The sequence below is a fragment of the Algoriphagus sp. Y33 genome, assembly GCF_014838715.1.
Taxonomy (GTDB): domain Bacteria; phylum Bacteroidota; class Bacteroidia; order Cytophagales; family Cyclobacteriaceae; genus Algoriphagus.
On the sequence record NZ_CP061947.1, the window covers coordinates 2,680,852 to 2,699,602 of the forward strand.

Here is an 18,751-nt window from a genome sequence, read left to right on the forward strand (position 1 = left end):
GGAAATTCAAATCACCTTGCGGTTAATTCAATGGTTTATACAAGAAAATCCAGCTAAAAAAATTAATAGGGTTGACGGGGAAATCGCTTTTATCTCAAAACCCTTCAAGGGTTTGCAAATTATAGGTCAAAAAACGACAAAATCAGCATGCTTACTTTCAAAAAGATAACACTCGAAGGATTCTGCCAATTGAGACTTCTAATTTCACTCGAAATTAGCCCTTTAGCCAGTAGTGCCAGAATCTCTTTTTCTCTTCTGGTAACTACAGGAATATCTCCTTTATCATGAGAGCGCATAATCTCGATGACACTTTTGCTCAAGCCTACACTACCTGCCACTGCAGTGGTTATACAACAAATAACTTCTTCTTTGGAAGCATTCTTCAGCAAATACCCTGAGGCACCGCTAGAGAGCATTCTCCGGATAATGCTATACTCATTGATATTGCTTATTCCCACTACTTTAATGTGAGGATAATTCCTTTTTATTTTTTGACAAGCTTCTATCCCGTTTTGACCTGTAAGATTAATGTCCATGAGAATTACATCCACCGTATTAGCCTGAAGATACTCCATTGCTCTTTCCGCATCTGGAAAAGTAGCTTGAAGCTGAATTTCTTCATTTCCTTTGAACATATAGATAAAACCTTGCAAAACGATCGGATGATCATCTACCAGTATAATCTTGATTATTCTTTCAGGCATGGCTAATTGGTATTTGAAGGTTTACAGTCGTTCCCTCCTCTTTATTGGATAGAATTTCGAAAGTACCACGCAATAAGGCAACCCGGTTTTTCACATTTTGCAATCCAATGCCCTGTGGCTGGGCATCGGTGTGACTGAGGCCTACCCCATTATCTTCTACGATGATAAACAGCCAACCTTCAAGCTGACTGCATTGTAAGATGATCTCTGAGGCGCCGGAATGTTTTAAGGCATTCGTGAGCAGCTCTTGTATGATCCTGTAACAGTTGATCAAGATCGATCTGGAATAGGTAGGGCCGAGATCAAACGACTGAAACTTAATCCCGGTGGCTTCATTACTCATGTAGTTACATAAGTCTGCCAATGTCGGTTTCAACCCCATCAGCAACAGAGACTCGGGCATCATATTGCGGGATATCCGCCTCAGTTCATCAACTGAATAATCAAGCTGATCAACCACCTCTTCAATGGCTTTTTGTTCAGTTTTACCATCGAGATGTTGCTTATCCAAAATTGAGGAGAGCTTTAATTTACTGCCTGCCAGTAGGCCTCCCAGCCCATCGTGTAGATCTCTTGCAATCCGGTTTCGCTCCTGTTCCTGTCCCTGCATGATCGCGTCGTAATTTGCCAGACGTTGCTCCTGCGCAATAGATTTTATTTCTTCCTGATGAATTTTCTCTTGTTGGGCAAGCAACTTAAGATTTTTTTTGGCCAGTTTCCATATGAAAAAGGTAATGACACCCACAAAAACAATTCCGCCGAAAAGAAGATAAATCAGGCAATAAAATATAGGCTGAAAAATCCATCTCGTATAGCCAAAACCACAAGCTAACACTGCCTTAAACCTTCTATAGTCACAGGATTTTCGGATTCTTTGTCTTAACTGCTCTGTTTTATTTACATACAAGAGTCTTTAAAACTAATTGGCTATCTAGTCGCCAAAGACTAAAATCACCAATCTAACTTAGCTTTTTCTGATCATGGCAAAGCAACGACCTCATCTGGGAATACCGGATAAATTTTGGCTCCCGAAGCTTTCCTCATAATTTGAAGTCCTGTCAATTTTCCGTAAGCAGGCAGCACCAAGCACCGGTTATGGTAGTAAAAACATGGCAAACGATAGCTTTGCCTGCCTTTGGCTTTGATCATCACACCTGGATGGATATGGCCGGATATATTCAATTTTTCTTCCGGTACCAAATTTAAAGGTACGTGGGTAAAAAGCAGATGTGATCCTATTTCATACTCCTCCACCACCTCAATAGCAGTGTCTTCCATAACGGCCGAAGGAAGAATATCATGATTTCCTTTGGTCAACACGAAGCGAGTAGTTGGATAGCGGATAATAAATTCATTCAACCCCTCCCATTCCTTGTTCAAATTGCTGTGAAATAAATCTCCCAAAAAAATGAGGGTGATGGGCTGAAGGGAATTCACTAGCTTTTCCATGGCCTGTAAATCCGGTGATAGTTTAGGAATAGGAATCATAATCCCTTCTTTTCTAAAATGAGAGGCTTTTCCAAGATGGAGATCTGCAATCACCAGCATTTTATGTTTTGGCAAAAAAGCTGCTTTTTGGGGTAGTAATTGAATTAATTCATCTTTGTAATAAAAATCCATGTCTAATCAAGGAGCTATCATTTCTCCAGCGTGGTTTTAAGTTTCCCCAATCTGGTTTGCCAATCTTCATTGCTATACCTTTCCCGGAAAGATTCCGCAAAAATAGGAAAAGAAAAGGGGGTGAGCCTTTCGGGAAAAGTAATATTAATCGCATGGCTGCTGATCCTTACAAAGGCAGAATACATACGTGCAGATTCCAATTGAAAATCCATCACCTCATCGTATGCTTGCCTCAAAAGGAGATTTCCCGGATCATAGTCTTCAAAAACTGAAAAGAACAAAGAGGAATTGGCTTGCAGGTGCCTCGTTTTAATAGGTTTACCCGGATATCCCTGAAAGACCAACCCCGCAATGCTGGCGATATCCCTAAATCTTCTCCGCGCCATCTCGTTTGTATTGATTCCGAGTTTAATGTCGGAAAGCAAATTTCCGGTATCAAACAAACCACTTCCCAGAGCCTCCTCCACAGGAATAGGTGAGTCGCTTAACAACTCAAAGCCATATTCATTGGTAGCAATACTAAAAGTGGCTTTTCTGATCTTACTTAGGCGAAAAGCAATCACCGCCGCCATTCCTTCATGCACAAATTTCCCTTCAAAAGGGTAAACAAACAGGTGATGCCCGTATTTGGTCTGAATACTTTCCATCAAGAGCGTGCCTTCTGCAGGTAGAGCTGAGACCTCCTTTTGTCGTTGGAACAACGGTGTCAAAAATTTCAACTCGGGATTGTTCCTGCCGACGGGAAGATGGGCCAGATCCATAGAATGCCTCAACGCCACACCCAGATCTGCGGAAAGCGGTAACCTCCCTCCCATCCAGGACGGTACAGCCCCTTTTTTTCCCGTATTATTTCTTACTATCGCCTGCATTTCCCGCACCATGATGAGCTCCAGGTTTCTCCCCGAAAACCAAAAAGTATCTCCGGGCTTCATTCTGGAAATAAACCATTCTTCTATAGTTCCCAGGTATTTCCCACTCATGTACTTCACCTGCATCATCGCATCACTCACTATTGTTCCGATGTTGAGCAAATGCCGATGGGCAATTCTTCTACTGGTCACCTTAAACAGCCCCTCCTCGGCAACTACCTTGTGAAATTCATCATAGGCGCCGAGTGAACGTCCGCCTTTGGTGATCATAAGGAGACATTCGTTGAATTCTTCTTTGCTGATAGAAGCAAAACAATGTGTACTCTTGATCTCCAAGTAAGTTTCATCAGCTTTAAATCCCTCAGAAATAGCCAAGGTGACCAAGTATTGGACCAGCACATCAAAAGAGCGGATATAGGGGATACGCTGTTCCATCATCTCTTCTTTAACGGCGTATTTCAACGATGCCCCCTCCATAATCTCCAGGGAATGCGTAGGCAAAAAATAAACCTTGCTCAATGCCCCCGGTTGATGTCCACTTCTCCCCGCACGTTGTAGAAAACGGGCAATACCCTTGGGTGATCCTATTTGGACCACGGTATCCACTGGCCGAAAGTCCACTCCCAAATCCAAGCTACTGGTGCAGATGACTGCTTTCAAATTGCCTTCATGCAAAGCATTTTCTACCCAAATTCGGATCTCATTGCTCAGGGAGCCGTGATGAAGAGCAATAGCACCAGCCCAATCCGGTTTCAGTTCCAACAACTGCCGATACCACATTTCCGCCTGCGAACGGGTATTGGTGAACAATAGGGTAGATTGACTTTGTTCTATAATTGGGATAACTTTTTCCGCCATATGGACCCCCAAATGGCCTGCCCATGGAAAACGCTCCAGCACATCCGGCAAGAGCGTTTCGATCTGTATTCTCTTTTTTATATTGGCCTTGATCATTTCCCCCTTATTATCGGGGCCGAGTAGAATGACTTTTGCTTCTTCCAGATTACCTATAGTCGCAGATATTCCCCAGATCTTCAACTTTGGATTCAGTGCTTTTAGACGACTTAAGGCAAGCTCCACCAGCACTCCTCTCTTACTCCCCATCAGCTCATGCCATTCGTCCACTACGACAAATTCCAGACCCGAGAAATAATCGCTGTATCCTTTGCTTGCAAGCAGAATGTGTACGCTTTCAGGAGTGGTCACCAAAGCTTGAGGAGGCTTTTTCTTCTGTTCTTGACGTAGTTTGGAAGAGGTGTCACCGGTACGTAAACCTATCTTATAATCCAAAGCCAAATCATCGCTGACCAGCGTGGTTGCTTGATAAATTTCGCTTGACAATGCCCTTAAAGGAGTAATCCAAAGACAATGGAGCTTAGGTATATCCCTGCCTTTTTTAATTTTTCTCCGGATGTAATAATGATGAAGCACGCCAAACCAGATGGCCATGGTTTTACCGTATCCGGTGGGAGCATTTAATAAACCTGAGCGCCCTTTTGCGATAGCGGCCCATGCTTTTTTCTGAAAAGCATGGGCTGTCCATCCCTGATCTGAAAACCACGCATCCGCAAAAATATTCATGGGTTCACGGCTTCAATTAATTGCAGCAAATCGTTTTTGGTGTTTGCTGATTTGGGAGATTTATCCTTTCTCCACCTCAGGATTCTGGGGAATCTCAGTGCCACTCCTGACTTATGGCGTGGACTCGCATTGATTCCTTCAAAAGCGATCTCGAACACGTATTCAGGTTTTACACTCCTCACTGGCCCAAACTTCTCAAGCGTATTTCTTTTGATCCAATTATCCAAAACATTGATTTCTTTATCTGTCAAACCACTATAAGCTTTGGCAAAAGGTACCAGCGCATCTCCATCCCATACAGCGAATGTATAGTCAGTAAATAGATTTGCCCTTCGCCCATGACCACTTTGTGCATACAGAAGCACGCCATCCACTGTCATCGGATCAGTCTTCCATTTCCACCAGTTGCCGCGGCGTCTTCCGGCTTCATAGAAACTTGCTTTTCTTTTCAGCATAAGTCCTTCACAATAATAATCTCTGGCGTTTTGACGAAACTTTGCCACTTCACTCCATTTATTAAACTCTAATACTTCAGAGAGCAATAGGTATTCTTCCCGATGGAGGGCAATAAGCTTCTTCAGAAGTCCTCTCCTCTCAGTCAGCGGTTTTTGTCGTAAGTCCTTCCCTTCCCATTCCAGTAGATCAAAGCAGACCATGACCAAAGGAGCGTCCTTCAGATACTTTGGAGAAATATTTTTTCTGCCTATCCTTGTTTGCATCACATGAAATGGCAACGGTCGACCATCTTTCCAAGGTATAATTTCTCCGTCAAGCACTGTCCCATTAGGAAGGGAATTTTTAAGGGACAAAAATTCGGGGAACTTGTCTGTCAATAATTCTTCCCCCCTACTCCACACAAAAATTTCCTCATTTCGCACGATAATCTGCCCACGAATTCCATCAAGCTTTTTTTCTATAAACCAATCTTGAATGTCTCCCAAAGCCTCTGCTTCTGAGTCTAATTGATAAGCTAGAAAAAACGGATAGGGAAGATATGCCTTGTCCAAATGGCTATCCCCTGCAAACATGGAACTCATGGTTTCCTGATATGGATCCCATTTCCCCATGAGCTGATGGGAGATGGAGGTCTGTTCCTGATCAAGGTATTTTGCAAGGGCTTTTATGACTAATTGACGGGATACTCCCATTCTGAAATTTCCCGTGATCAGCTTGTTGAAAATAAAGCGTTCCTGCACAGAAACACTCATCCAATAGTCTACAATAAGTGCTTTTTTTTCTTCGGAAGGTAGATCCGTCAGGCGGGAAAGCAGCGCCAATGTCTCTCTCAGGCTATACTGCTGTTCCTTCCGCTGAGCAGGAAGCATCAAGGCAATGGCTTCTGCCAGATCTCCCACGATATAATATGATTCTTCAAAAAGCCACATGGGCAACTCTGCAATTTCAGTTGCCCATTCTTTTAACTCCGAGGTTTTTACCGGCCTTTTGGGTTTGTTTCCGATCAAAATGGAAACAGCAAAAATCTTATCTTCCTCCTCGGCATGGGTAAAATAATCGGCCATTGCCTGGATTTTCTGATTGGTCTTAGTGGTCTGATCAATTGCCGTAAACATTTCAGTGAACTCCTTCATAACTTATTCCAGATCTGCGGTGGCGGGTTCAAATTGCGTTTTTATTTCAATTGCATTGAGTTGGTAACGGTCCGTAAGCCACTTGGCAAATGTATTTTGGTATCCATGGGTGACGTAAATGTTTTCCGCACCGGTAGCCAATACGGCTTCGTTGAGTTGTGTCCAGTCGCAATGATCTGATAAGACAAATCCCCGATCTACTCCGGAACGCCTTCTGGCACCTCTCAATTGCATCCATCCACTGCACATTGCTTTTCGGGATGGAGAAAATTTGCTGATCCAAGGAGTGGACAAGGCAGAAGGTGGTGCTAGGATTATAGCTCCCTTTATAGACTTTCTATCTATTTCAGGAGTTACTCTTACTCCCGGGAAATTATACCCTTCAGCGTTGAATACATCATTTACATTGGCTACTGCCCCATGTAAAAAAACATCCCCTATATCCAAATCCAAATGATGAAGAATGGACTGGGATTTACCCAAAGCATACGCTATGACAACTGAATTTACGCCTTCCCAAGCATTTTGCTTCCACCATTGGTTGATACCCGAGTATACTTGTTCTGTGTGAGGGAAATTATAAATGGGTAGTCCAAACGTGGATTCTGTAATAAAATGGTGACATCTTACCGGTTCAAAAGGAACACTGAGTCCATCAGCCATCAACTTGTAATCTCCTGACACCACCCATATTTCCCCCTTGTACTCCAAACGTACCTGAGCCGAGCCAATAATATGTCCCGCGGGATGTAGGCTTATGCGTACGCCGTTTTTGGTAATTGTCCGGTTATAGTCCAATCCCTGAATAGATATATCCAAACCCAATCTTAATCGCAAAATAGGTATGGTCTCCATATGGCAGATGTAATGGCCATTACCCATCCTCGCATGGTCACTGTGCCCATGAGTGATTATAGCCGACTTAACGGGTTTCCATGGATCAATGTAAACATCTGCTCTTGGGCAAAAAATGCCTTTGTCGGTAAATTCCAGCATGATACTTTTCTTACACTAGTGAGGGTCACTACTGTGAAATACAACCATTATACCGGGCTGATAGTTTTACATGGAAAATCCTCCTGATCCCAGCTTACCTATTCCCCATGCGTTTACAGCTTGACCTTTTCCCAGTATTCGTAGAGACTTGTTTTAGGATAATTAGGTGTATCGGGAAAAATACTGAAAGAAATCTCATCTTTGAAATACCAATAATTACCTCTCAGTTCTCCGGTAGTCGTCTGAATATTCCAAGATTCTATATTAACTATAGCATACGTACCCTCCTCTTCCACGTAGTCTATAGCAAAATCTCTTAGCTGTTCCCGGGTATTGTATTTCAAGTTAAGATCTATGTTCAGTTCTTTATTTTCAGAATCACTTGTGATATCAAATGTCTTCCAAGCATAGGAGTCCAGTTCTTCCGCCCATAAGAAACGCTTGTCTTTTGCTGCAGGATTTCCTATCCTGAAAAGTTCTTCAGACACAGCTATACTATCCTGTTCACTGACAGTGGTGGTATATACATTTTTCTGATAGATGTCGATGACATGGTTTTGAGTGTCGATTTTTACATCTGTCCGCTCAGCCATGGTATAGCTGTCATCTATCCCGAAAAAAGATCCAAACAGGAAGAATACTAGTTTGATTTGTTCCATTTTTTTAGTTTTTCCTGAGCTTATTCACAAGAAAACCACCATGAATAAAGCAGATGGAATGTTCTTTTTTAAATTTCAATTTCCCTTCGCTTTACCTGAAAAGCGTTGCACAAATTATTCATAGAGGAAACGGTTTGCTTTATCACATTGGTTATGGTGGAAACAGGAACTCCCTTTTTGGAATGATTTTTAATGTTCTCGTATAAAAACGCAATCATTTCTTCATAAAAACCCTCATTTTTATCTATCATTTCTTTCAAAGCCAAAGCCTTTTCATCTTTTCTCTTGCCGTTTTCATATACTGCTTCAGTCTGAGTTTTCACAAAAGCTTGCAGCCTGCCCAAAACTTCAATAGCCAGTGGATCTTCACTTTCTGCCATATATTTGATATTATGGGCGACATCCTTGATATCCTTGGCTCCATACACCAGGGACCGAAGGGACATCATACTTGAAGTCAATTCTTCTGATTCAGTCGTGTTTAGATTTTGCTCTTGTAGTAGCGCATAAAAGGCTGACAATTCGTCTTCTATACATTTTATTTTCTCATATTTCTCATTGATATTAACTGCCGTTTGGAAAATAGACTTCCATCCGGAGGGCTTTGGCGATACAGCTCCAAGAGCAAAGCTGTGATATACAAAATCCTGAACATAATGGTATATCTGATCCAATTCATCCTTTATTGCCTGGAGAGCTACATCAGGAAATTCAGCAGAAATATTTTTCACGTACAGCGTTTCACCTGAAGGTTCGGCGCTTTTGAAACGTTTCTTTAAAAAATCTTGGAAAGCACCCAAAAATGGCAAAAAAAGTAAAATCCCCGCCAGATTTAAAAGTGTGTTCAACAACACCAGTTCCATCAAGGGATCGGTCATATTGAAAAGAACATATGCACCATCGACTACCTGTTCTAAAAACATAAAGATGATGATTCCTGCAGCCGAATTAAATATAACATTGGCAATGGCAAGTCGTTTTTTGTCTGCCGTTCCTCCAATTGATCCCAGAAGCAAAGTAGAAGTTGTCCCCATATTTGCACCTATTATCATAGCAAAGGATTGATAGACATCGATCAACCCTGCATTTAGTGCACTCAAAATAATTACGATCATCGCAGAACTCGATTGTACCAAAGCCGTCACGATCAACCCTAGAAGTAAAAAGGCCCATAGTCCATACTCTGCAAAAGTGGTGATATCAATCTGGTCAGCGACCGCATCAAGCGCATCTTTCATAAAATCAAGCCCCAGAAACAACAGCCCAAAACCTATTAAAAAACCTCCGATATTTTTTAAAACCGGTCTGCTCTCCAAAAATAAATAGGACAGAATTCCAACTGCCAGAAACGGAAACGAAAAATCAGCAATGTTCATCTTAAAACCGAGAGCAGCCACTATCCATGCTGTGATAGTTGTTCCCAGGTTTGCTCCAAGAACAACCCCCAAAGCACTTTTTAAGGTTAGCATTCCCGCTCCCAGAAAAGCGAGAACAAGCAACGTCACCATGGAACTGCTTTGTAGGATTGCGGTTACAAATGTACCGGTGAGGATACCTTTCCAACTTCGGTTGGTAAAACGTTTAATGAAGTGTTGAAATGATTTTCCGGCAAGGCCTTTAATCCCCTCCTCTAAATGACGCATTCCGAAGAGGAATATACCAAGTCCTGCTAAAAACATCCAAAAATCGAAAGATTGTTCTGTCATTTTATATATAGTCTGTATATCCGCTTTTCTGCCACTAACGAAACAACAACAATTTAAGACTTGGTAAACTCTAGCATTGAGGCTACTTCGGCTTGCTTCGACGTGGCGGGCCTTCCGGCAAGCAAACCAAAGAAAACAATGCTACTGCTATCATTGCAGATAATCATATAATATAGTTTCAAAAAGTGCACTAAACCTCTAAATTTAAAAATTATGTATATGCTGTAAAATGAATACTCCATGAATTGTTCTAAGTAACCCCACTTTTTTCACCTCCACGGGCATTCCTAAAATAGTACCTGCTTTGCCAAAAGCTCTATATCATTTTCGATAATCAGAAAACTCATTTAAAAAAGTATCAAAACCGTAGCCTCTCTGCCGCAATTCCTTGATTAGACCCGCCATATGGAAATAAAACTTATCCTTCCTTACAGGATCTGTCCCAGGATGAATAAGCAAATGAAACCCATTCATTCCATGGCTGGACTCATATTCGTAAATACTGGCTAAAATTTCTTCAGATGCAACATAGTTTTTCATTTGCGGTGTCGTATAATCAGCATTTGAACGGGTACCTGGAGAAAAATTAACAGTGTATTGTCCAACTTCAGATGCAATCTGCACCACTTGGCGATTATACCATTCATAAGGAGGCAAAAAGATCCGTGGAAATATTTCCAACGCATTAAGCTCTTTTACATTGTCCAAAATATCTTTTTTGATTTCCTCTACGCTGACCAATAGACTATCCCTCTTCACCCAATCACAATAGAGGAGGTGTTTATCAGAATGTGCACCCACGTAATGTCCGGAAGCAGCCAGCTGAGAGACCAATTCTTTATGCTTACGTACAAAATCCCCTGTTAAGAAAAAAGATCCTTTGATATGAGCTTCCTCCAGAACCTTCTGTACATGATCAAATCCCTCATAATAATCATGACCGGTAAAACACAGATAAATTATCTTTTCCGCAGAATCAGACCGGATCCTAGCTCCAAAAGCATCTATAACTTCCTGTGCCTGTAACCGAAACATTAAGAAGAATGAACACACTATAAATCCTTTAGTCATTGTTGAGATAAGTGAGTATCATCAGTAATTCTGCCGAACCGTCCAGTGTAGGTTCATTCGTACTGTAATCCATCCAATCGTCCATGTATTTTACATGCTGAGGCTGAAGATGACTGTACTCGTCCGGTTCCTCCAGTTCTATTCCAAGCATTTGATCATGGATGGAAGACCAAAGAGGACCATCCACCAAACTTCCTTTTACTGATTTGCCCAAGATTCTCCAAAAAGGCATGTGTACATCCTCGGGAAAATCTGATCCCTCCGGCAAACCCGTAATCATACTACTTCCCCAAGGGTTCAAACCCAAAAGCCAATTAATATGATCCTGCATTAACGGTCTGAATTTCTTAGAACCTGTCATCTCTTCGTAAAGCATGGCCTGGGTAGAAACTGCCGCTGCCAAATTATTGGAGCACCAAATAAACAAATGTCCCGCTCCATAGGGATTCTTCTCCGCCCTTTTTCTGACCTTTTCCAGATTATGCTCATAGAACCCAGCCATTTTGACCTTATCCTCATCCGTTCCCACTTGCCACAAAGCATAATGCCCCATGTTTACAAAAGGATACATCTCATAATGACTGGCAGAATCCCGTTCCATCCAAGACCAGGTATTGATTATCTCAGAGTATCTCCGCGCCTCCTCGAGGAAATTCGTCTGATTTGTGATCTTGTAAAGTTCCGCTGCCGCCCACTCCATATCATCCGCCCATGTGTTTTCTTCATAGCGATAAGGAGCACCAAAACTATTCCCCTGCTGATATCCTTCCTGAGTTTGTCCCATTTCATAAAGCTCCATGGCCGCCTGAAGACAGGTTTCAGCAAAGGTCTTGTATTCTTCAAACCGACTGAATACCTGATAACCCAACGCCAAAGTGGCGGCAGATCGCCCGGCCAGATTGGCTATCCCGGTCGCTTCGCTCTTGTATTGTGATAGTCCCTGAGGCTTTCCGCCGGCGAAATATACGGGTCTAAAGCTATTTACACCCCAGCCATAATCGGCATTGTCTTCGTGGGGCAGTTTAAATCCGCGGTGGTCCCTATCATCAGCTACCTGGTGATATAATTCATTTGGATTCGGGTGTAATTTCAATATCCATTCCAAGCCCCACTTTGCCTCATCCAAGACATCCGGAAGATCATTCTTCCCATTATGTCCCCCGGCATTCACTTCATCTACATAGGCATCAGGATTCATTTGATAGGCCATCAACAACCTCGCCGCGGTATTACTACCGGTAATCAGATACTTCAGTTGATCTCCGGCATCGTGCCACCCTCCTGTTGCGTCTATCCTGGTAGAATCTTCTTCGGTTCCAAAAAAACTCAACCCGTCCAGCTGATGACAGAATTTACCGGTCAACGGATTAAAACCACAGCGCTGAGACCTTATAAACCCCACAACATCCTCCTGCCATGCAGGGTAGGCCCCTATTGAGAAACTTTCACTTTTGATTTCTTCTCCCTCAAGTTCCAGAAAATATTGTCCAGGTTCTTCTATGGCTGTAAAATCCACCGAATAAGAATGTGAAAAAGGATGCCAGCTATTATCCTGTTCTGTCAACTTATAACTTGCTACAAGTTTACCTCCCTCCTTTTTCAACAGGATGTTCTTTGCAATCCTCTTTTGACTCAACAATAAGGCTTTCTTGGGCGAATGAACCGGATATCCTGCCAAATTGACCCGAAGTTCCAGCAATATTTCAGCAGACAATTGCTGAGAACAAAGAAATAGACCCAAAATATAAAGTAAAATCAATCTGATTTTAATCATGTTCATTACAGTTTTTTTGCAAACAAAAATCCCCTCCAAACCTGGTGATTACACTCAGGAAAGCAGCCCTTGCTCTTTCATTACTACACCAATGTAATGATGCCTGAAAAAGAAACCAATTGAAATATAATGACAATCTGAAACAGGTACTTGCCTAATCATCCAAATCCGACACTTATCCCAATCTGCTTTCTCTAATTATTGTCAATACTGCCTTTCTTCAATATCTTTAGCAAAAACCAATATCCCTTGCTAGGAGCTGTCATCCTTATATTATTACTCTTTGCTGTGAGCCAACCTATTTTGGGCCAACTTCAGAAGGAACATAAGTGGATCAAAGCCGGCATGCTTAACCAGTTGTACTGGTATCATATGTTTTTTGGACTGATCTACTGGACTTACGCCCAGTTCAATAGGTCTGATTCTGTCAATTATTTTAACAGTTACAGAAGATACAAAGATTGGGCTTCTGCTTTTGAACCGGGAACTCTCTTCATAGAATGGGTGAACTACCCCTTTGCCAGGTGGCTGGGATTCAACTACGACATGATGATGTTTTTCAGCGCGTGGGTAGGGTTCTGGGGCTTCGTATATTTCTATTGCTTCTTCAAAGAAAATCTTCGCTTCAATGCCAAATTTGAAGGCTGGGATGCGATTACCATTTTTATGTTTCTTCCAAACATGCACTTCTGGACTGCATCTCTTGGCAAGGGTGCTTATATATTCGCCGGATTGGGAATATTGACTTACGGACTCTCTTGGCCTGCCAAAAGAACTCCTCATATCCTCTTAGGAGGATTTATGTGCTATATGATACGCCCGCATATTCTCTTTGCCGTACTGGTAGGAATGGGTGTGGGTTTTGTGCTGGGCAAAGAAAAAGTACCTGTCTATCAAAAATACCTGGTAGCCCTGGGGGCAATAGCAATTAGCATTTATGTCTATGAAGACTTGCTGACCTTTCTTGGCTATGATCCCAACAATGTACTGGCAAGCTTCGAAGAGGAATCCGGACTGAATGCCCAACGGTTACGATCGGCGGGATCCGGTGTAGACATGACCTCCTACAGCCTCCCTATGAAATTGTTTACTTTTTGGTTTAGACCACTTTTTATAGATTCTCCCAATCTGTTGGGGATAGCTATCTCTTTCGAAAATGCTCTGTACATCTACATGTTTAGCAGAATCCTCAACAAGGACTTTATAAAGTATATCAAGGAAGCTCCTGCCATGGTAAAAATGTCTGCTGTAGTATTTATCTCCATCTCTATTTCCATGACTTTTGTGATGTCAAACCTTGGAATTATCATTCGCCAAAAATCCCAGATCATGTATTATATGCTGTTTGTAATAGCCGCATTTTTGGATTGGCAAAAGACCAACAGAGTGCGTAAGCGGGCTGAAATTTACAATAGAATTGTAGAGGAGGAAAGAAGGAGGATTGAAGAGGCTGAAATTGGATTAGAGAATAGCAACTAAGGCGGAGAAATTTTAGATTCCTATGTTATATGAATCTTCTAGCTTCACTTCCAAACTGATGTAAAATGGAAAAACCGGAAACTTTTAAGTTAAATTAAGCACTCATTATCTAAACGCTCTTTACTCCAGACCACCTTATCACAATCCAGCTCCATAATCCATATAACCAACATGTCCCACGGCACTTTCACAATCAGTCTTGACTTCGAACTCCTTTGGGGGATTTTTGACAAGGTGGGCACTGGCTATGATCCCGCTTATTTCAGTCGTACAAGGCAACTCATACCCGATATGCTTGAGGTATTTTGGAAAAATGAAATCAAAGCTACTTGGGCTACTGTAGGGATGCTTTTTGCAGAAAACGAAGAGGAATGGAAATACTACTCTCCTATTCAAGTTCCGAGCTATCGCGATCCTAAGCTATCCGCCTATGAGTTTGTGAAAAAGACAGGATTTAGATCAGAGGTTCATTTTGCACCTGAACTGGTCAAAGCCATAATCGATACACCCGGACAAGAACTTGGATCCCATACATTTGCCCACTACTATACCTTAATGCGTGGCCAAAGTCCCGAACAGTTTAGACAAGATTTGCAGGCAACTCAGCGGATCTCTCAGGATAAATTCGCAGTCACATTGAAATCCCTTGTTTTCCCCAGAAACCATATCAATGAACTGTACCTACCTATCTGTCTTGAGGAAGGATATACACAGGTAAGAAGTAATCCCCAAAGCTGGTACTGGCAGGAAACACAACACGAAGACCTTAGTAAAAAGTGGTTTAGGTCTGCGGATTGCTTTTTCAGAGTTGGTACAAAAACGAGCTATCCCAAAACACAAATGAGCCGATTGGAGAATGAGCCCCTGATGATTCCGGCATCCCGAATTCTTCGCCCGATTTCCAAAAGCAATAAACTCTTTAATTCAGTACGGCTAAACCGGATAAAGGAAGAGATGCTTGCCGCTGCCAAATCAAATGAAATCTATCATCTCTGGTGGCATCCTCATAATTTCGCAACTGATCCTTTAGCAGCTATGCATGAATTGAATGAAATTATATCTCATTTCCAATCATTAAAGTATGAATTTGGGATGGAGAGTATGACTATGGAGGAGATTAGAGAAATGCTTGAAAAGGATTAGTTATCAATTTAGGAGAATTACTAATTTAAAAGGATAGAACTGAAACGCACCATCTGTCGACAGGATGAAAAATACAGGTAGTGAGCTGTAAACGCAGGCTCAAAAGTGGATGGAACATCTAAGTTGAATACTATAAAATGACAAATAAAGAGTTACAAGCTTTTGATAAAAAAATCAAGGTATTACATCTAATCAAAAGCCTTGGGCGTGGAGGAGCAGAAAAATTAATACCGGAAACCGCACTGGTTCATAATCAATCCCAATTTGAATTTCATTGCATCTACTTTTACCATCAAGAGAACAATATCACGGATGAACTGGAAAAAGCCGGAATTAAGGTTCACCTTATTCCCTCTAGTAACCTGGGACTGTTCTTTCAGGTAAAAAAAGTGCGTCACTTTATCCAATCCAATGAAATAGACATTATCCATGCCCATCTTCCTTGGGCAGGAATTTTGGCAAGATCAGTTGGCAATACCCTAAGCATACCCATTGTCTATACCGAGCATAATACTTGGGAGCGATACAACAAACTCTCGTACTGGGGCAATCGCATCAGCTTCAAAAAACAGGATGTAGCCATAGCAGTGTCTAATGAAGTTGCACTTTCAATGAGCTTAAATTCAATCTGGGATCCCTATCAGCGAGGAGGAAGAATGAAACTGAAAGTAATTCAAAATGGAGTCAATACGGATGTTTTCAATAGAACTGGGACACAAGAGTCAAAAAGCAAGACTATACAAGGTACGGTTGAAAAAAAGGCAGCAGGTAACAATCATCAAGTGAGCAGCCTCGGTAGGACTCTCAGAATGGATCTTAACATTCCAGAGAATGCCGCTATTATCGGAATCGTTGCTGTATTCAGGTCTCAAAAGCGTTTATGGCTATGGGTGGAGGTTGCTTTGGAGATTTTGACACAAAATCCCACTACACATTTTATCCTGGTAGGAGATGGAGAATGGAGAGAGAGAATCGTCACAAAAATCAACAAAGCAGGTAAATCCGGCAATTTCCATTTGGTGGGTGTGCAAAAAAATGTGATCCCCTACCTGTCGCTGATGGATATTTATCTAAGTACTTCAGAATTTGAAGGCTTACCTATCGCCATGCTTGAAGCAATGTCCTGTGAAGTCCCGGTGGTAGCCACCAGTGCAGGAGGGATTGGAGAAGTCATCCAGCAGGGGATACAGGGCTATCTTACTGAAATTGAGGCTTGGGAGAAATTAAGTAACTACTGTATTGATTTACTCCAAAATCCCGATTTACTTCACAAAATGAGGCTAGCTGCCAGAGCCAGAGTAATTGAGCAATTTAGTATGAAAAGAATGGTGGATGAATTGGAACAGGTTTACTTGGAAGTTTTACGATAAATTGTTCCAATTGGTATTGGGTTCAACATTCTATTTTTCTACCAAATTCAGTTCTTCAAAGCTTACCTGATAGATATTTCCAAATCCGTTTTCTATGCGGTTAAAAATTCGTTGTAGTTCCTCCATATTCTTAATTTCAGAATCGACTGCGATTCCCCTTTCACTAGTAAAGTATAGGTTACGCCCTTCCCAATCTACAAAAGGGCAGAAATCTAAATAGGAAGAGTTGATTTCCGATCCTAAATTTCTGGATTCCATCCATTCACCCGAAGAGTCTTTTTCACTTATATATAAATCCCCACGTCCCAAATCATCGCCTCTGCCGTAAGAACTAAAAATTATATAGTCTTCATTAGGGCTGACAAATGCATTGAATTCATAAAAAGACGTGTTTATTTCTACCGGTAGAGGTTCAGGAGAATGATACTTACCATCCACCAACTCTGACACGAATATATCTTCTTTGCCTACCCCATTTACTCTGGTAGCCGTAAAAAACAAATTTCCTTTGCTGCTTATTGATGGATAAAACTCATCGTCCGGGGTGTTTATTGCCGAGTCAAGCGAAACGGGATCAGCCCATGCACTACCTATTCTATCAGTGTACCATATATTATAATCACTTCTTGTGCTATCTCCATAAATTGGTCTGTTCGACACAAAATAAAGTCTGTCACCATTATTTGCGAAAAAAGGCTCTATATCCTGATAAACCCCGGATATGTTCAAGATTTCGGGTTTGCCCCATTGGCCTTTGCTCCTCTTGATACTTACCAAAACCCTATAATTTTGCTTGTGATCGCCTCTTGTGAAAACAATCTCATCCCTTTTCGGAGAAATTGCCATATCCCTTTCATAAAATTGGGTAGAAATAACATTTTTACCAAAGAGCTGAGGCGATTTAGGCGTAGCATCTAAGTCAATACTATACTTCTCAAAACCTCCTTTAACTGAGTGACAACCCAATTGACAAATAAGCAGAAGCAACAGCTGTAATTTTATATATTTCATTTCCGGAAAGCTACAAACTCAATTAAAGTAAACAAGAACTAATCTGGACTATAGTTAAAGTTTAAAAACCCTCGCTAATATATTCCTTAAAAAGAACGGGTATACTGCATCACATTAACTCCCAACACGGGGACAGCTGCCCATATAGTATCAAAGACATGGTCAAAAGGTATATCAGTCTCATGGCGCTAATCCTACCGGGCTCTTCATCTAGTTTCTAATTTCACAATCCCCTTACTTCCTCTAGATCCATACAGTACTAGCTCCTCATTGTCAGGCCCTAAAATTTCAAGCTTCGAAACTTCGCTTTGAGTATAATTATTTAAATCCGCAATCATCGCCGGGTTGTCATCGATTAAGACAATTGGATATTCCCAATGATTAGTCTCTTCCGTAATATTCAATTCCGTTTTGATTTTCATCTCAACCTGATCATAAAAATCTGTCCTAAATGCACCTTCAGCTAAAAATCTATCCATGTGAAGACTTTTCATTCCCCATACATATTCTCCGGGAGGCAACGAATTGCGAAATTCATTTTGGAGTTCTAAGGCACCTATTGATCTATTTAGCATCGAAAGAATATGAAAGACAGAATTGCTGTCATTACTTTTTTCAGCAGATGGAGACCAAAAACTAACAACTTTGTATTCGTTTTTTGTAGCAATCTCGAAGAAAACAAAAGCTCCATCTAATCCTCTATAGTTTTCATCTTGAAGTTCCATTATTCTGTATGCAGATAAGGAGTCCAAAATATTTTTTGAAATGTTTTCTGAAAAATTGTAAGTCGATGAAATTGGCTTTTCTCCCGCGGCATGAATTTTATAATTCGAAGAAATTGAATCCGCAAAATTTAATGTAAATATCCTATGGGGTTGCCAAATTCGAATATTCAGGGAATCAGTAGATGAACGCAAATCTTTCAAATCAAAGCTATTCAATCTCTTAGGCAATTCCTCAATAAAGTGTCTAACCACATCACTCTCCGCAATCTCTACCTTCTTCTGCCCAAATAAATGATGACAAAACACCAGCACAAATAACAAAAGCAATCGATATTTCATAAATATATCCTCTAGTAACACATGAATCTCACGTTGAACAGAATTCTCTTCTCCCACTTCCCGAGCTCTTCACCGAGAGCAAATTAAGAATTTCGTCGATCTTATCAATAATTTT

General features: G+C 41.3%; 15 protein-coding genes. 3 read left to right on the plus strand and 12 right to left on the minus strand.

The features are described from left to right. Positions 1-119: 119 nt before the first annotated feature. The 10 genes from ID165_RS10915 to ID165_RS10960 all read right to left on the minus strand — a co-directional run bounded on the left by ID165_RS10915 (position 120) and on the right by ID165_RS10960 (position 12,569). Positions 120-704, minus strand: coding sequence for a response regulator transcription factor (locus ID165_RS10915; RefSeq protein WP_192350486.1), 585 nt, complete (start codon positions 702-704; stop codon positions 120-122). After that, positions 697-1,611 (minus strand): sensor histidine kinase, encoded by a 915-nt coding sequence (locus ID165_RS10920; protein WP_192350487.1) that lies wholly within the window; start codon positions 1,609-1,611, stop codon positions 697-699. Before ID165_RS10920 ends, ID165_RS10915 begins: the two co-directional genes overlap by 8 nt. 71 nt (positions 1,612-1,682) lie before the next feature. Further along, entirely contained in the window at positions 1,683-2,324 is a 642-nt protein-coding gene (gene pdeM, locus ID165_RS10925) for a ligase-associated DNA damage response endonuclease PdeM (protein ID WP_192350489.1), read from the minus strand. A gap of 17 nt (positions 2,325-2,341) precedes the next feature. Further along, positions 2,342-4,774, minus strand: coding sequence for a ligase-associated DNA damage response DEXH box helicase (locus ID165_RS10930; RefSeq protein WP_192350491.1), 2,433 nt, complete (start codon positions 4,772-4,774; stop codon positions 2,342-2,344). Then, positions 4,771-6,363: an ATP-dependent DNA ligase gene (locus ID165_RS10935; protein ID WP_192350493.1), complete on the minus strand. Its 1,593-nt coding sequence runs from the start codon at positions 6,361-6,363 to the stop codon at positions 4,771-4,773. Before ID165_RS10935 ends, ID165_RS10930 begins: the two co-directional genes overlap by 4 nt. A 3-nt stretch (positions 6,364-6,366) precedes the next feature. Beyond that, on the minus strand, positions 6,367-7,359 hold the full coding sequence (locus tag ID165_RS10940) for a ligase-associated DNA damage response exonuclease (protein ID WP_192350495.1): 993 nt from the start codon (positions 7,357-7,359) through the stop codon (positions 6,367-6,369). A 113-nt stretch (positions 7,360-7,472) separates the two neighbouring features. Beyond that, the gene (locus ID165_RS10945) at positions 7,473-8,018 is read right to left on the minus strand and encodes a hypothetical protein (RefSeq protein WP_192350497.1); all 546 of its coding nucleotides are present in this window, start codon (positions 8,016-8,018) and stop codon (positions 7,473-7,475) included. A gap of 68 nt (positions 8,019-8,086) precedes the next feature. Continuing rightward, positions 8,087-9,724 carry a Na/Pi cotransporter family protein gene (locus ID165_RS10950; protein WP_192350499.1) on the minus strand — a complete coding sequence of 546 codons (1,638 nt, stop codon included), beginning with the start codon at positions 9,722-9,724 and terminating at the stop codon, positions 8,087-8,089. Between the two features lie 321 nt (positions 9,725-10,045). Continuing rightward, positions 10,046-10,795: a polysaccharide deacetylase family protein gene (locus ID165_RS10955; RefSeq protein ID WP_192350501.1), complete on the minus strand. Its 750-nt coding sequence runs from the start codon at positions 10,793-10,795 to the stop codon at positions 10,046-10,048. Beyond that, positions 10,788-12,569 carry a glycoside hydrolase family 9 protein gene (locus ID165_RS10960; RefSeq protein ID WP_225587082.1) on the minus strand — a complete coding sequence of 594 codons (1,782 nt, stop codon included), beginning with the start codon at positions 12,567-12,569 and terminating at the stop codon, positions 10,788-10,790. Before ID165_RS10960 ends, ID165_RS10955 begins: the two co-directional genes overlap by 8 nt. A 249-nt stretch (positions 12,570-12,818) precedes the next feature. On the opposite strand from ID165_RS10960, the gene ID165_RS10965 reads away from it, so the two are divergent. The 3 genes from ID165_RS10965 to ID165_RS10975 all read left to right on the plus strand — a co-directional run bounded on the left by ID165_RS10965 (position 12,819) and on the right by ID165_RS10975 (position 16,561). Next, the gene (locus ID165_RS10965; protein ID WP_192350505.1) at positions 12,819-14,048 is read left to right on the plus strand and encodes a hypothetical protein; all 1,230 of its coding nucleotides are present in this window, start codon (positions 12,819-12,821) and stop codon (positions 14,046-14,048) included. A 171-nt stretch (positions 14,049-14,219) separates the two neighbouring features. Beyond that, entirely contained in the window at positions 14,220-15,191 is a 972-nt protein-coding gene (locus ID165_RS10970) for a polysaccharide deacetylase family protein (protein ID WP_192350507.1), read from the plus strand. 137 nt (positions 15,192-15,328) lie between these two features. Next, positions 15,329-16,561 carry a glycosyltransferase gene (locus ID165_RS10975; protein WP_192350509.1) on the plus strand — a complete coding sequence of 411 codons (1,233 nt, stop codon included), beginning with the start codon at positions 15,329-15,331 and terminating at the stop codon, positions 16,559-16,561. A 30-nt stretch (positions 16,562-16,591) separates the two neighbouring features. Here the strand turns inward: ID165_RS10975 and ID165_RS10980 are convergent, their stop codons facing one another. Both ID165_RS10980 and ID165_RS10985 read right to left on the minus strand, forming a co-directional pair. Beyond that, entirely contained in the window at positions 16,592-17,572 is a 981-nt protein-coding gene (locus ID165_RS10980; RefSeq protein WP_192350511.1) for a PD40 domain-containing protein, read from the minus strand. Between the two features lie 206 nt (positions 17,573-17,778). Beyond that, positions 17,779-18,693: a hypothetical protein gene (locus tag ID165_RS10985; RefSeq protein WP_192350513.1), complete on the minus strand. Its 915-nt coding sequence runs from the start codon at positions 18,691-18,693 to the stop codon at positions 17,779-17,781. Positions 18,694-18,751 lie beyond the last annotated feature (58 nt).

What these genes read in the sequence shown, in the direction of transcription:
- pdeM (WP_192350489.1), bottom strand. Translation starts at nt 2,324, where the DNA reads ATGGATTTTTATTACAAAGATGAATTAATTCAATTACTACCCCAAAAA.
- ID165_RS10955 (WP_192350501.1), bottom strand. Translation starts at nt 10,795, where the DNA reads ATGACTAAAGGATTTATAGTGTGTTCATTCTTCTTAATGTTTCGGTTA.
- ID165_RS10915 (WP_192350486.1), bottom strand. Translation starts at nt 704, where the DNA reads ATGCCTGAAAGAATAATCAAGATTATACTGGTAGATGATCATCCGATC.
- ID165_RS10980 (WP_192350511.1), bottom strand. Translation starts at nt 17,572, where the DNA reads ATGAAATATATAAAATTACAGCTGTTGCTTCTGCTTATTTGTCAATTG.
- ID165_RS10945 (WP_192350497.1), bottom strand. Translation starts at nt 8,018, where the DNA reads ATGGAACAAATCAAACTAGTATTCTTCCTGTTTGGATCTTTTTTCGGG.
- ID165_RS10960 (WP_225587082.1), bottom strand. Translation starts at nt 12,569, where the DNA reads ATGATTAAAATCAGATTGATTTTACTTTATATTTTGGGTCTATTTCTT.
- ID165_RS10935 (WP_192350493.1), bottom strand. Translation starts at nt 6,363, where the DNA reads ATGAAGGAGTTCACTGAAATGTTTACGGCAATTGATCAGACCACTAAG.
- ID165_RS10940 (WP_192350495.1), bottom strand. Translation starts at nt 7,359, where the DNA reads ATGCTGGAATTTACCGACAAAGGCATTTTTTGCCCAAGAGCAGATGTT.
- ID165_RS10930 (WP_192350491.1), bottom strand. Translation starts at nt 4,774, where the DNA reads ATGAATATTTTTGCGGATGCGTGGTTTTCAGATCAGGGATGGACAGCC.
- ID165_RS10975 (WP_192350509.1), top strand. Translation starts at nt 15,329, where the DNA reads ATGACAAATAAAGAGTTACAAGCTTTTGATAAAAAAATCAAGGTATTA.
- ID165_RS10950 (WP_192350499.1), bottom strand. Translation starts at nt 9,724, where the DNA reads ATGACAGAACAATCTTTCGATTTTTGGATGTTTTTAGCAGGACTTGGT.
- ID165_RS10970 (WP_192350507.1), top strand. Translation starts at nt 14,220, where the DNA reads ATGTCCCACGGCACTTTCACAATCAGTCTTGACTTCGAACTCCTTTGG.